Source organism: Achromobacter sp. 46006, from assembly GCF_059761975.1.
In genome coordinates this window covers 88,766-104,535 of the sequence record NZ_JCBANN010000010.1, presented here as the reverse complement: position 1 = coordinate 104,535, position 15,770 = coordinate 88,766, and the positions used below count along the sequence as shown (strand labels likewise).

General features: G+C 68.1%; 16 protein-coding genes. 9 read left to right on the top strand and 7 right to left on the bottom strand.

Features of this window, described 5'->3' with window-relative positions; all coding sequences use genetic code 11:
* The first annotated feature begins 7 nt into the window (after positions 1-7).
* From AC6LKG_RS08240 to AC6LKG_RS08215, 6 genes are all read left to right on the top strand, one after another.
* The gene (locus AC6LKG_RS08240; protein ID WP_498163864.1) at positions 8-1,861 is read left to right on the top strand and encodes an ABC transporter ATP-binding protein; all 1,854 of its coding nucleotides are present in this window, start codon (positions 8-10) and stop codon (positions 1,859-1,861) included.
* A gap of 55 nt (positions 1,862-1,916) precedes the next feature.
* Positions 1,917-3,449, top strand: coding sequence for an ABC transporter substrate-binding protein (locus AC6LKG_RS08235; RefSeq protein ID WP_498163863.1), 1,533 nt, complete (start codon positions 1,917-1,919; stop codon positions 3,447-3,449).
* 175 nt (positions 3,450-3,624) lie between these two features.
* A complete protein-coding gene (locus tag AC6LKG_RS08230; RefSeq protein ID WP_498163862.1) occupies positions 3,625-4,548 on the top strand; it encodes an ABC transporter permease in 924 nt (307 codons plus the stop codon).
* 5 nt (positions 4,549-4,553) lie between these two features.
* Complete coding sequence (locus AC6LKG_RS08225) at positions 4,554-5,420, top strand: ABC transporter permease (protein WP_498163861.1); 867 nt, start codon at positions 4,554-4,556, stop codon at positions 5,418-5,420.
* Positions 5,421-5,489: 69 nt separating this feature from the next.
* Positions 5,490-7,229 (top strand): M14 family metallopeptidase, encoded by a 1,740-nt coding sequence (locus AC6LKG_RS08220; RefSeq protein WP_498163860.1) that lies wholly within the window; start codon positions 5,490-5,492, stop codon positions 7,227-7,229.
* A 12-nt stretch (positions 7,230-7,241) separates the two neighbouring features.
* The gene (locus AC6LKG_RS08215; protein WP_498163859.1) at positions 7,242-7,679 is read left to right on the top strand and encodes an acetyltransferase; all 438 of its coding nucleotides are present in this window, start codon (positions 7,242-7,244) and stop codon (positions 7,677-7,679) included.
* Positions 7,680-7,684: 5 nt separating this feature from the next.
* On the opposite strand, the gene AC6LKG_RS08210 is transcribed toward AC6LKG_RS08215, so the two are convergent.
* Together AC6LKG_RS08210 and AC6LKG_RS08205 are read right to left on the bottom strand one after the other, a co-directional pair.
* Positions 7,685-7,954 carry a type II toxin-antitoxin system RelE/ParE family toxin gene (locus AC6LKG_RS08210; protein WP_223203203.1) on the bottom strand — a complete coding sequence of 90 codons (270 nt, stop codon included), beginning with the start codon at positions 7,952-7,954 and terminating at the stop codon, positions 7,685-7,687.
* A gap of 5 nt (positions 7,955-7,959) precedes the next feature.
* A complete protein-coding gene (locus AC6LKG_RS08205; RefSeq protein ID WP_498163858.1) occupies positions 7,960-8,226 on the bottom strand; it encodes a CopG family ribbon-helix-helix protein in 267 nt (88 codons plus the stop codon).
* A 121-nt stretch (positions 8,227-8,347) separates the two neighbouring features.
* Here AC6LKG_RS08205 and AC6LKG_RS08200 point away from each other — a divergent pair, with 121 nt between their 5' ends.
* On the top strand, positions 8,348-8,929 hold the full coding sequence (locus tag AC6LKG_RS08200) for a TonB-dependent receptor domain-containing protein (protein WP_498163857.1): 582 nt from the start codon (positions 8,348-8,350) through the stop codon (positions 8,927-8,929).
* 52 nt (positions 8,930-8,981) lie between these two features.
* On the opposite strand, the gene AC6LKG_RS08195 is transcribed toward AC6LKG_RS08200, so the two are convergent.
* The 5 genes from AC6LKG_RS08195 to AC6LKG_RS08175 all read right to left on the bottom strand — a co-directional run bounded on the left by AC6LKG_RS08195 (position 8,982) and on the right by AC6LKG_RS08175 (position 12,887).
* Positions 8,982-9,188: an oxidoreductase-like domain-containing protein gene (locus tag AC6LKG_RS08195; RefSeq protein WP_498163856.1), complete on the bottom strand. Its 207-nt coding sequence runs from the start codon at positions 9,186-9,188 to the stop codon at positions 8,982-8,984.
* Positions 9,185-9,760 carry a GNAT family N-acetyltransferase gene (locus AC6LKG_RS08190; protein WP_498163855.1) on the bottom strand — a complete coding sequence of 192 codons (576 nt, stop codon included), beginning with the start codon at positions 9,758-9,760 and terminating at the stop codon, positions 9,185-9,187. The genes AC6LKG_RS08195 and AC6LKG_RS08190 overlap by 4 nt, the downstream gene beginning before the upstream one ends.
* Positions 9,761-9,931: 171 nt before the next feature.
* Positions 9,932-10,567: a class I SAM-dependent methyltransferase gene (locus AC6LKG_RS08185; protein ID WP_498163854.1), complete on the bottom strand. Its 636-nt coding sequence runs from the start codon at positions 10,565-10,567 to the stop codon at positions 9,932-9,934.
* Positions 10,564-12,084: a lytic murein transglycosylase gene (locus AC6LKG_RS08180; protein ID WP_498163853.1), complete on the bottom strand. Its 1,521-nt coding sequence runs from the start codon at positions 12,082-12,084 to the stop codon at positions 10,564-10,566. Before AC6LKG_RS08180 ends, AC6LKG_RS08185 begins: the two co-directional genes overlap by 4 nt.
* A 98-nt stretch (positions 12,085-12,182) precedes the next feature.
* The gene (locus tag AC6LKG_RS08175) at positions 12,183-12,887 is read right to left on the bottom strand and encodes a hypothetical protein (protein ID WP_498163852.1); all 705 of its coding nucleotides are present in this window, start codon (positions 12,885-12,887) and stop codon (positions 12,183-12,185) included.
* A 215-nt stretch (positions 12,888-13,102) separates the two neighbouring features.
* Between AC6LKG_RS08175 and AC6LKG_RS08170 the strand changes: the two genes are divergently transcribed.
* Together AC6LKG_RS08170 and AC6LKG_RS08165 are read left to right on the top strand one after the other, a co-directional pair.
* Positions 13,103-14,053 (top strand): adenosine deaminase, encoded by a 951-nt coding sequence (locus tag AC6LKG_RS08170; protein ID WP_498163851.1) that lies wholly within the window; start codon positions 13,103-13,105, stop codon positions 14,051-14,053.
* Between the two features lie 151 nt (positions 14,054-14,204).
* Positions 14,205-15,698, top strand: coding sequence for an MFS transporter (locus tag AC6LKG_RS08165; RefSeq protein WP_498163850.1), 1,494 nt, complete (start codon positions 14,205-14,207; stop codon positions 15,696-15,698).
* Positions 15,699-15,770: the final 72 nt, after the last annotated feature.

Here is a 15,770-nt window from a genome sequence, read left to right as displayed (position 1 = left end):
ATCCACGTTGTCTAGCCTTTCCGCCTCCTCCGCCCAGCCGCTGCTCTCCGTGCGCGGCGTCTCGGTGGACTTCAATACCGAAAACGGCGTGTTCCGCGCCGTCGAGAACCTGGACTTCGACGTGCGGCCGGGCAAGACGCTGGCCATCGTCGGCGAGTCCGGTTCGGGCAAGTCGGTGACGTCCATGGCCATCATGCGGCTGACGGACTACAACAACGGCCGCATCGCCACCGGCCAGATCCTGTTCCGCGACGGCGCCGACCGCGAGGTCGACCTGACCGCCGCGTCCGACGAGCAGATGCGCGCGATCCGCGGCAATGACATCGCCATGATCTTCCAGGAGCCGATGACCTCGCTGAACCCGGTGTTCACCATCGGCGACCAGATCATCGAGGCCATCATGCTGCACCAGCAGTTGTCGCGCTCGGCCGCCCGCAAGGCGGCGCGCGCGCTGCTGGAGAAGGTGCGCCTGCCGGACGCCGAACAGTTGCTGGACCGCTATCCGCACCAATTGTCGGGCGGCATGCGCCAACGCGTGATGATCGCGATGGCGCTGTCGTGCCAGCCGCGCCTGTTGATCGCCGACGAACCGACCACCGCGCTGGACGTGACCATCCAGGCGCAGATCCTGAACACCATCCGCGAACTGCAGCGCGACCTGGGCACGGCCGTGATCTTCATCACCCACGACATGGGCGTGGTGGCCGAGATGGCCGACGACGTGGTGGTGATGCTGCGCGGCAGGAAGGTCGAGCAGGGCCCGGTGGAAGATATCTTCCGCGCGCCCAGGCATCCTTATACCCGCGCCCTGCTGGCCGCCGTGCCGCGCCTGGGCAGCCTGACCGGCCGCGACCTGCCGCTGCGCACGCCGCAGACGGTGCTGGAAGGCGACACGCTGCGCGAAGTCGGCGAGACCCGCGAGCAGGACACGGCGCGCTACGACGAGCCGGTGCTGCGCGTCGAGAAGCTGACCACGCGCTTTGACGTCGGCCACAACCTGTTCGGCCGCGTCACCCACCGCGTGCACGCGGTCGAGGAAGTGAGCTTCGACGTCTACCCCGGCGAGACGCTGGCGCTGGTGGGCGAATCGGGCAGCGGCAAATCGACCATCGGCAAGACCCTGCAGCAACTGGTGGCGCCGACCTCGGGCGCGGTGCGCTACAACGGCCAGGACATCTTCTCGATGGACGCCGCCGGCCGCCAGCGCCTGCGCCAGGAAATCCAGTACATCTTCCAGGACCCGTACGCCTCGCTGGACCCGCGCAAGACCGTGGCCTTCAGCATCGCCGAGCCGATCCGCACCCACCGGCTGCTGAGCGACGAGGCCGCCATCGCGCGCCGCGTCGGCGAACTGCTGGAACAGGTGGGCCTCAAGCCCGAGCACGCGCGCCGCTATCCGCACGAGTTCTCCGGCGGCCAGCGCCAGCGCGTCTGCATCGCGCGCGCCCTGGCCAGCGACCCCAAGCTGATCATCGCCGACGAATCGGTGTCGGCGCTGGACGTGTCGATCCAGGCGCAGATCCTGAACCTGCTGATGGATCTGCAGAAAGACCGCGGCCTGTCGTACCTGTTCATCACCCACGACATGGCGGTGGTGGAGAAGGTCAGCCACCGCGTGGCGGTGCTGTACCTGGGCCAGATCGTCGAGCTGGGCACGCGCCGCCAGATCTTCGAATCGCCGCAACACGCCTACACCCGCAAGCTGCTGGCCGCCGTGCCGGTGGCCGAGCCCGGCCGCCACATCGACACCTCGCTGATCGAGGGCGAGATCCCCAGCCCGGTGCGGCGCGTGGGCGACGAGCCGGCCATCATTCCCCTGGTTGAATTCGCGCCCGGCCACCGCGTGGCCCGCGCCGCCTGAACCTTTCCGTTTTCTACACGTCGGCCCGGCCGATTTCCCGTCCCTGGAGTTGAACATGCTCTCCCTACGCAAAACCTTCACCGCCACCGCCCTGGCCCTGGCGCTGGGCGGCGCGCTGCCCGCGGTCCTGTCGACCGCCCAGGCGGCCGGCACGCTCAACGTCGCCATCAACCAGGACCCGGGCAGTTGGGATCCGATCGACACCTTCGTGACCTTCTGGGGTTCGGTCGGCAGCAACCTGTACGACGGCCTGACCATGCGCGGCGCCGACCTGAAGCTGCAGCCGGGCCTGGCCACCAAGTGGGAATACCTGGACGACAACAAGCGCCTGCGCTTCACGCTGCGCCAGGGCGTCAAGTTCCACAACGGCGAGCCGTTCAACGCCGAGGCCGTCAAGTTCACCTTCGAGCGCCTGCTGGGCGCGGAAGGCGCCAAGGGCCCGCAGAAGTCGAACTACGACTCGATCGGCGAGGTCAAGGTGGTGGACGAGTACACCGTAGACTTCATCCTCAAGCAGCCCGACCCCGTGCTGCTGACCAAGCTGGCCGGCTACGGCGCCATGATCGTGCCGCCCAAGTACATCCAGGAAAAGGGCGAAGAGAACTTCAACACCCACCCGGTCGGCACCGGCCCGTTCAAGTTCGAGAGCTACCAGCCCAAGGTCAACGTGACCCTGGCGCGCAATGACGACTACTGGGGCGGCAAGCCCAAGCTGGACAAGGTGGTTTACCGCTTCATCAGCGAACCCGGCACCCAGGTCGCCGAACTGCAGGCCGGGCGCGTGGACATCGCCACGCTGATCCCGCTGGGCCTGATCGAGACAGTCAAGAAGTCCGGCAACGCCGACGTCATCTCGACCGGCGGCCCGGTGGCCTTCGCGCTGCGCTACAACACCAAGCACGGCATCACCCAGAACCGCGACGTGCGCCGCGCGCTGATCCTGGCGGTGGACCGCGACACCATCGTCAAGCAGCTTCTGCTGGGCCAGGCCAAGACCATCGCCAGCTTCCAGGGTCCGCAGTCGTTCGGCTACAACCCCGAGCAAAAGCCCCTGCCCTTCAACCCCGCCGAAGCCAAGAAGCTGCTGGCCGGCGCCGGCATCAAGCCGGGCGCGACGGTGCAGATCGACGTGCGCGGCAGCGATTCGAACTTCCGCGAAGTGGCCCAGGCGGTGTCGGGCTACCTGCAGGCGGTGGGCGTGCGCGCCACCATCAAGCCGTACGAAACCGGCGTGCTGCTCAACGACATCATCCCCGGCGGCAAGACCGGCGAGATGTGGCAGAACCAATGGGGCGGCTGGACCTACGACTACGACAACACGGCCTACCTGATGTACCACTCGGGCCAGAAGTGGAACCCGTACGACAACGACCCCAAGCTGAACGCCATGCTGGAAGCGCAGCGCACCGTCTATGACGTCAAGAAGCGCGAAGCCATGCTGCAGGAAATCGCCGCCTACGTGGCCGACCAGGCGCTGGAAATGCCGCTGTACAGCCTGAACACCATCGTCGGCGTGAACAAGCGCGTGAAGAACCTGGAGGTGCCGGGCGACATCCGCTTCCGGTTCATCGGCACGACCGTGGAGTAGAGCCCCCCCGAGGCGCTGCGCGCCTTCCCCCAGGGGCATGCCAGGGGACCGGCAAAGCCGGCTCCCCGGCATCCCGCTAGGGGGGGCGATGCCTGATTGGGCGTCGCGATGTCTGTGAAGTATTTGACGCATTAACCCTACTGATTCGCCGGGGCGAAAGCCCTGGCGGAGCCTCATGACCGGATTTCTGATTAAACGCGTGTTGCAGGCGGTCTTCGTGATCGTGGCCGTGACGCTGCTCGTTTCGTATGCCGTGCGCCTGACCGGCGACCCCGCGCTGATGCTCAGCCAGGGCTCGGGCAGCGTCACCGAGCAGGACCTGGCCAACATCCGCCAGGCGCTGGGCCTGAACCGGCCGTTCCACGAGCAATACCTGAGCTACATGCAGGGCCTGCTGCACGGCGACTTCGGCCGCAGCTTCATGGGCGGCACCTCGGTCGCCAAGCTGATCGGCGATGCGTTGCCGGCCACGCTGATGCTGGCGTTCACCTCGCTGATCGCCTCGATCCTGATTTCGCTGCCACTGGGCATCCAGGCCGCCATCAAGCGCGGCAAGCCCACCGACCAGGCCATCCGCATCCTGTCGCTGGTGGGGCTGTCGTTCCCCAACTTCTGGCTGGCGCTGATGCTGGTGCTGCTGCTGTCGATCACCTTCCCGCTGCTGCCGCCGTCGGGCTGGAGCGGTGCGGCCAGCCTGGTGCTGCCGTCGCTGACCATGGCCATCATCCTGTCGGCCACCAACATCCGCCTGGTGCGCACCACCATGCTGGAGACGCTGTCGGCGCAGTACATCATGGTGGCCCGCAGCAAGGGCCTGAAGGAACGCATCGTGCTGTACAAGCACGCGCTGCGCAATTGCGCCATTCCGCTCATCACCTACCTGGGCCTGCAATTCGGCGGCCTGATCGGCGGCATCGTCGTCATCGAGATGGTGTTCAACTGGCCCGGCCTGGGCACGCTGGCGTTCGACGCCATCTCCGGCCGCGACTACCCGGTGCTGCAAGGCACGGTCACCGTGCTGGCCGCCGTCATCGTCCTGGTCAACCTGATCGTCGACATCGCCTACGGCATCGTCGATCCCCGTATCCGCACGCGGTGAGCCCCATGCAGACCACTACTTCCCCCGCCGCCCCCAAGGCAATCAAGCCGCGCAGCCGCTACCGCTCGCTGGAATTCGTGCTGGGCGCCGCCCTGACCGGCGTCATGATCGTGCTGGTGCTGGCCTCGGGCTGGCTGTTTCCCGATGGCGGCGAGTCCATGGACCTGACCGCCCGCCTGATGGCGCCCTTCACCAGCGCCGCCCACCCATTCGGCACCGACCCGCTGGGCCGCGACGTGCTGGCGCGCGTCATCGTCGGCGGCAAGATCTCGCTGATGGTGGGCTTCGCGTCGGTGCTGGGCGGCGCCCTGCTCGGCATCGTCATGGGCCTGATCGCCGGCTACTACCGCGGCTTCTGGGACATGATCGTGATGCGCTTTGCCGACGTGCAGCTGGCGCTGCCGTTCATCCTGGTGGCCATCACCTTCATCGCCATCCTGGGCGGCGGCCTGTTCAACGTGATCTTCTTCATGATCGTCTCGCAGTGGGTGCAGTATGCGCGCCTGGTGCGGGCCCAGGTGCTGGCGCTGCGCGAACGCGAGTTCGTGCTGGCGGCGCGCGCCTTCGGCGTGCGCGACCTGGCCATGATCCGCCATCACATCGTGCCCAACCTGCTGGGCCCGCTGGTGATCCTGATGACGCTGAACGTCGCCAACAACATCCTGCTGGAAAGCAGCCTGACCTTCCTGGGCCTGGGCGTCGACCCCATGATCCCGAGCTGGGGCGGTATGCTGGCCGATGGCCGCACCTACATGCAGACGGCGTGGTGGGTGAGCGTGTTCCCCGGCCTGGCGATCATGCTGACAGTGCTGGGGTTGAACCTGCTGGGCGACTGGCTGCGCGATCGCCTGGACCCCACCGGCAAGGTGTAAATGTGTGCCCCCGTCCCGGCGCGATCCGGCGGCGGGGACGGCCTGCAAGGCACTAGAGGATTACCGACGATGGCATTGCTGGAAAAGACATTCGACCGCACCCTGGACGCCTGGATCCATGCCTACAAGGCGCCGGCCTGGCGCGGCGCGACCGTCGAAGGCTGGCTGTTCGAGGGCGTCGACGCGCGCCGCGAGGCCGAGACGCGGCTGGCGCAGGCCGGCGTGACGGCGCGCTTTCGCAGCGCCTACAAACCGCTGCTGCACTACTTCCTGGAAGAAGTCGAACGCGATGGCCTGGCTGCGGTCGAGCTGCGCTACCCGCTGCACGAGCATGCCCTGGCCAAGCGCTTCACGCTGGAAGCCTATCCGCTGGTGGCGCTGTTGCAGGGCGTGCGCGTGACCATGAAACCAGGCGCGTCCGACCTGCACTATGACGTCACCCTGACCTACGCCGACGGCCGCCGCCGCCAGGACCGCGTGTTCGCGCCCAACCAATTGGGCCAGGGGCAGGACGGCACGCCCGAGCTGTCGCCCACCGGCTGGCTGCGCGTGCGCGACGCCAACGGCGCCATCCAGACCGACGCGGCCCAGGCCACCGAGTACCAGCAGGCCTTCCGCAGCATCGTCGACACGGTGCGCAACCATGCCTGGGGCGCGCACGAACCGTACTTCGACCGCCTGGAAATCCGCGTCGACCTGCCCGGCATGGACTTCGCGCTGCCGGTGGACGAAGAAATCGTCAGCACCTTCGAGGCCCTGCACGAAGACCTGTACTTCACGCTGCTGGAACACTTCCAGCATCACTCCGGCCGCCCCTCCGGCGACCGCGGCCTGCAGCCCGGCCAGATCATCCCCGACATCCGCCGCCACGACGGCGCGGCGCGCGTGCTGGTAACGCTGGAACCCTTCGCGCCGGTGGCGCCGTTGGCGCCCGTGGCGCTGGACGCGCCGTTGGCCGAGTTGCGCCAGCCGCTGGCGGCCGGGCAGATCGCCGGCTGCATGGCCGCGCTGGGCGGCGACAGCTTCCAGGCGATATCGCGCCAGGGCCGCCCGGTGCTGGGCACCTACCTGCGCGGCCCCGGCCCGGCAGTGTTCATCTCGGGCGCGCAGCACGCCAACGAAACCTCGGGCGTGGTCGGCGCGCTGCGCGCCGCGCAGGCGCTCAAGGCGCGCGGCGACGCCCACTTCGCGCTGATCGCCGCCGAAAATCCGGACGGCTACGCGCTCTTTAACCGCCTGCGCGAACAGCATCCGCGCCACATGCTGCACGCCTCGCGCTACAGCGCGCTGGGCGACGACATCGCCTACCGCGAACACGCGCCGTTCTTCGAGCGCGAAGGCCGCCACCAGGCGCACGCCATCAGCGGCGCGCAACTGCACATCAACCTGCACGGCTACCCGGCCCACGAGTGGACCCGTCCCCTGTCGGGCTACCTGCCGCGCAACTTCGAGCTGTGGACCATCCCCAAGGGCTTCTTCCTGGTGCTGCGCCACCACCCCGGCTGGCGCGAGCGCGCCCGCCGCCTGATCGAGGGCGTGACGGCGCGGCTGGCCCGCAACGTGCCCGGCCTGGTCGAATTCAATGCGCGCCAGCTTGAACTATTCCACGCGCACGCGCTCGAAACCGGATTCGATGTGCTGAACGGCATCCCCGTGCAGGTCACGGAGACCGACCGGGAAGCGCTGCCGATGGCGCTGATCTCCGAGTTTCCGGATGAAACCGTGTACGGGGACCGCTTCGTTTTCGCGCATACTGTGCAAATGGAAACCGTCCTGGCGGCGACCGACATCCACCGCTCCGGACATTAGTTAGCGCCTGACATGAACATCCGAGAACGCAACCACGGCGACGATCTCGCCCTGGTGGATATCTGGCTCCGTTCGGTGCGCGCCACCCATACGTTCCTGTCCGAAAAGGAAATCCAGGCCATGTACCCGCAGGTGCTCAACACCCACCTGCCATCGGTGCGCGTGTGGGTCTGCGAGGACGATGCCGGCGAGGTCGCCGGCTTCATGGGCCTGAACGGCAACAAGGTCGAGATGCTGTTCGTCGACGCCAACAAGCGCGGCAAGGGCGCCGGGCGGCGCCTGCTGAATTTCGCGCTGTCGCTGCACGGCAGCCTGCGGGTCGACGTAAACGAACAGAATCCGCAGGCGCATGGGTTCTACAAGCACTATGGCTTTGAAGACGTGGGCCGTTCGGAAACCGATGCCGCGGGGCGGCCGCGGCCGATCATCCATATGAAGCTGGCGGGCTGAGGCCGTCAGCGGTTCTCCCGGGTGTGCCACAGTCGCAATACGTAGATGATCGAATCCCGGATCTCGTAACGTATTTCGTACTCCCCGACCAATATCCTGCGTACCTCGCGCGGTTCGAACTGAAATAGCTGCTCGCCAATGCGGGAGTTGGTCGGCAAAACACTTGAAGCCTTGACCAGCGCTTGCACAGCCCGTACGGCCGCGGGCCTATTCACCGCCGCCAGGAATTCATGCAAGCGCGCCAGATCGGAAAGCGCCTTGCTGGTCCACTTCATTTCCATCATCGCGGCAGCGGCAATGGCTGGTCAGAGCCCAGGCTCTCCGCCCAGGCTTGCACGGCTTGGTCATCCACAACCCGACCAGCATCCACGTCAGCAAGCGCTTGCTGGGTGAGCTTGTCACGTTCCTCCTCTTGGGCAATCCAAGCGGACAGTGCCTGCTTCACGATCCAGCCGCGAGATCGGTCCAGGCGCGCAGCCATCTGATCGACCTTCTCGGCCAACGGAAGCGGCACATGTGCGGTCAGCACCTTGGTTGCGGGACTCATCTTGTATCTCCAGAGGGGTACTGTCAGCATGGGCAGCCTATTTTAATCGAAGTGATTAACTCTTAATCAAAAAAGATCATCAGATGCGGTTTGGCAGGTCAGAAGCCTGACGTCCCCGCTCATGCACGCCCCCGCGTATCCCTCCCCCTCCTTCGCTGGCAACCCTCTACCACGATCATCCCTTGCCCTATTCCAGACCACCCGTCCGAGTCCCATCAAGGACAACGGCAGCAACAGATATGCGCCCGACGGAGAACAGCGCAATCGTGGCCTTGAATGGAACATCGCCGGCGCGGTGACACCGGGATTGCGCTTGCTGGGCGGAGCGACTTATCTCAAGGCGATCAACACACGGACCCGCGCCGGGCTGCTGGACGGAAGGACGGCCATGGGCGTTCCCACCTGGTTGGTCAACCTGGGCGCCGAATGGGATACCCCATGGTTGCCCGGCCTCACGCTGCAGGCCGCGGCCATCCACACAGGCCGGCAATATGCCGACAACGCCAATACGCAGAAATTGCCGGCCTGGACTCGGGGCGATCTGGGCGCCCGGTACGTCACCCGGCTGGCGGCGCACCCTGTCGCTTTCCGTGCGGGCGTGGAGAATGCCTTCAATCAGCGCTATTGGTCAGGCACGTGGAACGGCTTCTCCTCCGTCGGCGCGCCACGCACGGTCAAGCTGGCGGTCAGCGTGGATTTCTGACTTGCGGCCCGTCGCATGACTTGCGACTGCGCACTCAGGCGGTCCTTGCCCCCTACCCCGCCTCGCCGTGCCGAGCCCGCCACGCCTTGAGCGCGGCGCGGTATTCGTCCATGGCTTCGTTGTAGGTATCGTAGACGCAGGGGATACAGCCGCTATTGCAGCATTCCTCGGGCGCGGGGGCCTCGGGCGGTACTGGCGGCGGATCGTCGTCGACGGGTGCAGTGGTGTTCGGGGTATCGGGGGTATTCGCGGGACTCATGAGCGCATGTTAGCGCCGATCGGCGCCGCTTCGTCCGCCAACGCACGCCATTGCTGGCGCCGGATCTCGTAGCGCAGCTTGCGCGCCTCGCCTTCGCCGGTGGTCTCGATCCAATGCATCCCGCATTTCTCCATGACGCGCAGCGACGCGGCGTTGGCCTGTATCGCCACGGCGCTCAGCGCGTCCACCGGCAGGCGTTCGAATCCCAGCGCCAGCAGGGCGCGGGTGATTTCCGAGGCGTAGCCCCGGCCCCAGCAAGAAGGCGCGAAGGCATATGCGATCTCGACCCGCTCGATCTTGCCCGACAGCGCCAGCTTGAGGCCGGCGCGGCCGGCCAGCACGCCGCTGTCGCGCTCGCGCAGCACATACATGCCGTAGCCATGTTCGGCCCAATGCAGCATGTTGTGCTCGACGTAGCGCCGGCTGGCCGTGGCGTCGCGGGTGCCGCCCATGGTTGCCATCAGGGCGGCGTCGTCGTGCATCGCGGTGATGAAGGGCAGATGGGTCGACGACATGCGCTCGGCGCGCAGGCGCCGGGTGACGAAGGATTCGGGTAGCAAGGCGGACGGCATGATCTCGAAGCATGGACACAAACGGTGTCCTTGCATCATATCCATGCCCGCCCCCGCATGCCATCGCGCTTTCGCACCGTGGACACACCGCAGGCGTCGCGGTACGCGGCGCAAAGCGCGGCCATCGCGGCGGGTGCCGGTCGCGTCGGCGCGGCGGCCTGGCCTTCCCCGCTAGCCGCGCTTCAGGCCCAGGAAGCTCCAACGCACGTCGGCGCGGTCCAGCATGTCTTCGCGCCTGGCGAGGTGATGCGCCGACAGGCCATGCCCGGCCGCCAGCGCGATGGTCTCCTCGGCCGACACGTCGAACATGCGCCGGCCGGGCGGCACCGGGCCGTGCCGCAGCGACATCAGGATCTGGCCGCCGGGCGCCAGCAGGGCCGCCAGCGCCGCCATGCCGCGAGCGCGCTCGTCCGCGTCCAGGTGCATCCAGACGGCGGTCAGCATGATCACGTCGAACTCGCGCCCTTGCAGGCCTGCAAGTTCGGGCAAGGCGTCATCGACCCATTCCAGGTTGGGCAGCGCGTGGCGGCGCTGGCCCTCGCGCCGCAGTTCGGGCGTGGGCTCGGCCGCCACCACCTGGTGGCCCATGCGCGCCAGCGCGGCGGCATCGCGGCCCGAGCCGGCGCCGATGTCGGCGATGCGCGACGGCGTCGCCGGGATCAGGTGCGCCACGTCGCGATGCACATCCGCGAAAGCGATGCTCTCGTACTGCTCGGCCAGGGCCGCGGCGTTTTCGCCGTAACCCTGGGTGCCCGAGACCACGGCCCCGCCGCCGTCGACAGCTTGCGCGGGATCGGCGGCGCTCATTTGGCCTTGAGCGCGTCGTAGATGCGCTTGCCGACGCGGCCGTCCTGCGGCGGGTTGCGCTTTTCCTGCTCGGCGCGCACCGCGTCGCGGGTCTTGGCCCCGGGAATGCCATCGGCGGTGCCGACGTCATAGCCGCGGGCGTTGAGCATCTCCTGCACTTCCTTGATCTGCGCGCGCGACAGGCCGGGGTCGTCCGTCGGCCAAGCCGTGGCCAGGGCCGGGCCGCCCTGCAGGCGGTTCAGCAGCAACGCCACCGCCAGCCCATAGCGGCGCGACTGGTTGTAGTGCAGGATCGCGTCGAAATTGACGGTGGCCAGGAACACCGGGCCCTTGGCGCCTGTGGGCGCGAACAGGTAGGCCTGCTGGTCATTGCCGCCGGCCAGCTTGAGCGCGGAGCCGTCGCCCTGCTTGAGCCCCGCCTGGGCCCACTGCGCGATGCTGCGGCGGTCCTGCGAGCCGACGTATTCGGCGTCGGGCGCGGGCGGAATGGCGGCGGCAACGTCGGCCGGCACGCGCACCTCCACCACCGCCGGCAGGCCGTGGGTCCATTTGGCGCGGCGCTTGCGCAGGTGGTTGGCGGTCGAGGCCAGGGCGTCGGGCAGCGAGTTGTACAGATCGATTTTGCCGTCGCCGTCGCCGTCGGCCGCCAGCTCGTAGAACGAGGTGGGGATGAACTGCGTCATGCCGAAGGCGCCGCTCCAGGAGCCGACGAAGTTGTCGGCCGGCACCACGCCGTCGCGCAGCAGGCGCACCGAGGCGTAGGCGTTCTTTTCCCAGAGCGTCTTGTTCTCGGTGCAGGCGCGCGTCAGCCAGGCATTGAGCACGTCGGTCTTGCCGACCTGGCGGCCATAGTTGGTCTCGATGCCGAAGATGGCGACCAGCGTGGCCGGGTCCACCTGGTACTGCTGGCCAATGGCATTCAGTTGCGCGCCGTACTTGGCCATGACGGCGCGGCCATCGGCGACGCGCTCATCGTCGACGGTCTTGGCGATGTAGTCCCACCAGGTCTCGCGGCCCTCGGGCTGGCCCTGGGCCGACGCGACGGTGGTGGGCAACAGCTTGGCCTTGGCCGTGTACTTGTCCCAGTCGGCCAGGCTCAGGCCGTTGGCGGTGGCGCCCTTGCGCAGCTTGGCGATGCACGCCTTGGTGTCGAGTTCGGTCGGGATGATGACCGTGGGCGCGGCGGGAGCGGCGGTTGCGGCGGGAACGTGGGCCGGCGCCGCCGCGGGCGCGGCGTCGGGCACGCGCACGTTCGTCGGCGGGGAGGTCCGCGAATCGTCAGGCGTCGCCGCCGGAGCGGCCGCAGGGCTGGCGGCCGCCGCGGCCGGCTCGTCGAAGCTGCGCTTGGGCGTCAGCACCGGCCCGGGCGAAGAAGGTTGGGCCCCGGTACTGCGCGTACCGGTGGCGGAAGCAGGCGACTGGGCCTGGGCGGCGCCCAAGGCGGCAACGCTCAAGGTCGCGGCCAGGACGGCGCGCGCCAGGGGATCGATTCGGGCGCGAAGTGCATTCTGTCGCATGGCAATCCTGAAAAATCGAAGTCAGCCAGGATCGTACCGCGAGCGGGCGGCGAAATCGAACCGGAAAGCCCGCGAGGATGCGGGCGGTTACCCGATGGCTACCGGCCCGCGGCCGACCGCCCGAACCAATACTGCGAGCGCACCTCATCCGACGAATACCAGGGCAGCAGGCCGATGCTGTGCGACTCGCGCTGCACGCTCACCAGCAATCCACCGGCCTGCGGCCGCAGCAGCGCCACGGTGCGAAACACGCCCATGGATTCGTACTGGTGCCAGTCGCGCCGGGCGCTGATCCAGAAACGGCCCTGGGTGCAACCGCCTGCATGCCGGGCGCCAGGCCCGGCCGCGCGCGGGCCGTCCACCGGTGGGTCCATGCCGTCGCGCCTGGGCAGCAGGCCGCTGAAGCGGCCGCCCTGGCCGTCGTCGGCCAGCACCCGCCAGCCCTCGGCCACCGGCTTGAAGGTGACGCTGGCGGCCGGCGTCGGGCGCCAGGCGTGTTCCGCGGTGTCCGGCAGGCCCGGCAGTTCCAGGGTATAGGCCAGGAAACGGCGCAGGTCGGCCACGCCAGCGGCGGCCTCGCCCGAGCGCAATTCGCCGGCCACGCGGTAGGTGCCGGACAGGTCCGGGCACTGCGCCGGGTCGGACGGCAGCACCAGCGCCGTGCCGTCCTTGAATGGCGGCCACGCCACCCGCACCTCGTCCACGGTCGAGACGCCGCAGCCGGCCAGCGCCGCCAGCAGCGGCCCCGCCATCGCCCACCGTCGCGCGGCCGCCGGCCGCCCGTCCTGCTGTGTTGTCATCATGCGCATGGCACGCCAGCCCTCCCTGGCGACGAACTATACCGAAACGCCAGGGGCGCGTTGCCAAGGACCGGGCGCGGGTCAATAATCGGCGCATCGCCGCGCTGACCGACTGGGTCGGCCTATCCGTGGATCACCGCCCGGCCCGGCAGCCGCCAGGCCCGCGCATTCGCCGACACCGTGGCGCAGGCCATCAATACCTCGACTTAGGAGCACCCATGTACGACTGGCTCAATGCACTGCCCAAGGCGGAACTGCACCTGCACCTGGAGGGCACGCTCGAACCCGAGCTGCTGTTCCGGCTGGCCCGCCGCAACGGCGTGGCGCTGCCGTGGCCCGACATGGATGCCCTGCGCGCGGCCTACGACTACGGCAATCTGCAGGAATTCCTCGACCTGTATTACCGTGGCGCCGACGTGCTGCGCACCGAGCAGGACTTCTACGACCTGACCTGGGACTACCTGGTCAAGTGCCACGAGCAGAACGTGGTGCACACCGAGCCCTTTTTCGATCCGCAGACCCACACCGACCGCGGCGTGCCGTTCAAGGTGGTGCTGGACGGCATCAGCCAGGCGCTGGAAGACGGCCGCAGGAAGCTCGGCATCAGCAGCGGCCTGATCCTCAGCTTCCTGCGCCACCTGCCCGAGGAAGCGGCCATGCGCACGCTGGAAGAAGCGCTGCCCTATCGCGACGCGTTCATCGCCGTCGGCCTGGACAGCAGCGAAAAAGGCTTTCCGCCGCGCCTGTTCCAGCGCGTCTTCGACCGTGCCCGCGCCGAAGGCCTGCCGGCCGTGGCACACGCCGGCGAGGAAGGCCCGCCCGAATACATCTGGGAAGCGCTGGACCTGCTGAAAGTGCTGCGCATCGACCACGGCGTGCGCGCCGCCGAGGACCCGCGCCTAATGGCGCGCCTGATCGACGAGCAGATCCCGTTGACCGTGTGTCCGCTGTCGAACACCCGCCTGCGCGTGTTCGAACACATGTCGCAGCACAACATCCTGTCGCTGCTGGACGCCGGCGTGAAGGTCACGGTCAATTCCGACGACCCGGCCTACTTCGGCGGCTACGTCACCGAGAACTTCCATGCGCTGTACGAGCACCTGGGCATGAGCCGGGCCCAGGCACAGGCGCTGGCCGACAACAGCATGGATGCGCGCATCCTGAAATAGGCCCGTCCCGCATGGCCGCTGCCCGCCAGCGCGGCGATGCTTTCATTTTCAACGGTCAGCACAGTGTAGAGAACGCGCCTGACGCGCCATTTGGGAATGCGTCTCTTTATTTACTAGAATGGGCTTTCCCTCCCTTTCCCGCCCCTTCCGCATGCTTGCATCCCGCCGCCGCGCCCTGGTTTTCGCCGTCAACCTGGGCAGCTTCATCACCATCCTGGACATCAGCATCGTCAACGTCGCCCTGCCCACCATGCAGGCCGCGCTGCGCATCGACATGGCCGGCCTGCAATGGGTGGTGGACGCCTACGCGCTGTTCCTGTCGGCCTTCATGCTGTCGGCCGGCCCGCTGGGCGATCGCTATGGCCGCAAGCGCTCGTGGCTTGCCGGCGTGGCGCTGTTCACGCTGGGCTCGGCCTTCTGCGGCCTGGCCGACAACCTGCCGCTGTTGCTGGCCGGCCGCGCGGTGCAGGGCGTGGCCGGCGCGCTGCTGATACCGGGCGCCATGTCCCTGCTGACGCAGGCCTTTCCCGACCCCGGCGAACGCGCCCGCGCCATTGGCCTGTGGGCTTCCTGCAATGCCATCTCGCTGATCGTCGGCCCGATGCTGGGCGGACTGCTGGTGGCGCATTTCAACTGGCAGAGCATCTTCCTGATCAACCTGCCGGTGGGCGCGCTGGCGATCGCGCTGGGCGCCTGGGGCATCCAGGAAAGCGCGCATCCCGAACATGCCGCCTTCGATCCGGCCGGCCAGGCCCTGAGCGTGGTCTGGCTGGGCGCGCTGACTTATGGCCTGATCACCGCCGGCGAGCATGGCTGGCAGGCACCGGCCACCGTCGCCGCGCTGGCCGTGGCGGCCGCCGGGCTGGTCGCGTTTTTGTGGGTCGAGCGCACCGTGGCGCGCCCCCTGCTGCCGCTGGGGTTGTTCCGCGACGCCGGCTTCGCCAGCACCAACTTCGCGTCGTTCGTGATGGGATTCGGCGCCTACAGCAGCCTGTTCTTCTTTTCGCTCTATCTGCAGCACGTGCGCGGCCTGTCACCGCTGGAAGCGGGCTGGCAGCTCGCACCGCAATTCGTGGCCACCGGAATCGTGTCGACGGTGTTTGGCCGGCTGAACCCGCGCTTCGGCCTGCCGCGGCTGATGATCGCCGGTTACGGCCTGGTCGGCGCGGCCATGCTCGGCATGATGAGTTTCGACGCGCACACGCCCTATGCGCTGTCTGGCTCGCTGATGGTCCTGTTGGGCCTGGGCATGGGATTGGCGGTGCCTGCCACCAGCATGGCGGTGATGGCGACTGTGCCGCGCGAGCGTTCGGGCATGGCCTCGGCCACCATGAACGCGCTGCGCCAAACCGGCATGACCATCGGCATTGCGCTGCTCGGCGCGCTGATGAGCGGCCGCGCGGTCGACCACCTGGCCGCGGCGCTGACGCGGCTGGGCCAGGCGGACGCGCTGGCGGTGGCGCGCGCCGCGGTCACCCGGCATGTGCTGCCGGCGCAACCGGAGGGCGTGATGGCGTTGTTCGCCGATGCACTGGCCGATGGTTTCCATGCCGCCATGGCCGGCGCCGGCGCGGCCTCGCTGCTGGCGGCGCTGCTGCTGTTGTGGGTCACGCGCGGCGCGCGGCCGCTGTTGCGCGCGGCCTGATCGCCCCCGCCCCCCGCGTCACGCTGGCGCCGCGCATTGACGCCTGCCCGAGCCGTCGCTACATTGACCGGC

Bases quoted from the DNA above. Each gene is read 5' to 3' on its own strand.
- AC6LKG_RS08165 (WP_498163850.1), top strand. From the start codon at position 14,205: ATGCTTGCATCCCGCCGCCGCGCCCTGGTTTTCGCCGTCAACCTGGGC.
- AC6LKG_RS08205 (WP_498163858.1), bottom strand. From the start codon at position 8,226: ATGAGTCCCGCAACCAAGGTGCTGACCGCACATGTGCCGCTTCCGTTG.
- AC6LKG_RS08175 (WP_498163852.1), bottom strand. From the start codon at position 12,887: ATGATGACAACACAGCAGGACGGGCGGCCGGCGGCCGCGCGACGGTGG.
- AC6LKG_RS08215 (WP_498163859.1), top strand. From the start codon at position 7,242: ATGAACATCCGAGAACGCAACCACGGCGACGATCTCGCCCTGGTGGAT.
- AC6LKG_RS08170 (WP_498163851.1), top strand. From the start codon at position 13,103: ATGTACGACTGGCTCAATGCACTGCCCAAGGCGGAACTGCACCTGCAC.
- AC6LKG_RS08200 (WP_498163857.1), top strand. From the start codon at position 8,348: ATGCACGCCCCCGCGTATCCCTCCCCCTCCTTCGCTGGCAACCCTCTA.
- AC6LKG_RS08180 (WP_498163853.1), bottom strand. From the start codon at position 12,084: ATGCGACAGAATGCACTTCGCGCCCGAATCGATCCCCTGGCGCGCGCC.
- AC6LKG_RS08225 (WP_498163861.1), top strand. From the start codon at position 4,554: ATGCAGACCACTACTTCCCCCGCCGCCCCCAAGGCAATCAAGCCGCGC.
- AC6LKG_RS08195 (WP_498163856.1), bottom strand. From the start codon at position 9,188: ATGAGTCCCGCGAATACCCCCGATACCCCGAACACCACTGCACCCGTC.
- AC6LKG_RS08185 (WP_498163854.1), bottom strand. From the start codon at position 10,567: ATGAGCGCCGCCGATCCCGCGCAAGCTGTCGACGGCGGCGGGGCCGTG.
- AC6LKG_RS08220 (WP_498163860.1), top strand. From the start codon at position 5,490: ATGGCATTGCTGGAAAAGACATTCGACCGCACCCTGGACGCCTGGATC.
- AC6LKG_RS08235 (WP_498163863.1), top strand. From the start codon at position 1,917: ATGCTCTCCCTACGCAAAACCTTCACCGCCACCGCCCTGGCCCTGGCG.
- AC6LKG_RS08210 (WP_223203203.1), bottom strand. From the start codon at position 7,954: ATGAAGTGGACCAGCAAGGCGCTTTCCGATCTGGCGCGCTTGCATGAA.
- AC6LKG_RS08190 (WP_498163855.1), bottom strand. From the start codon at position 9,760: ATGCCGTCCGCCTTGCTACCCGAATCCTTCGTCACCCGGCGCCTGCGC.
- AC6LKG_RS08230 (WP_498163862.1), top strand. From the start codon at position 3,625: ATGACCGGATTTCTGATTAAACGCGTGTTGCAGGCGGTCTTCGTGATC.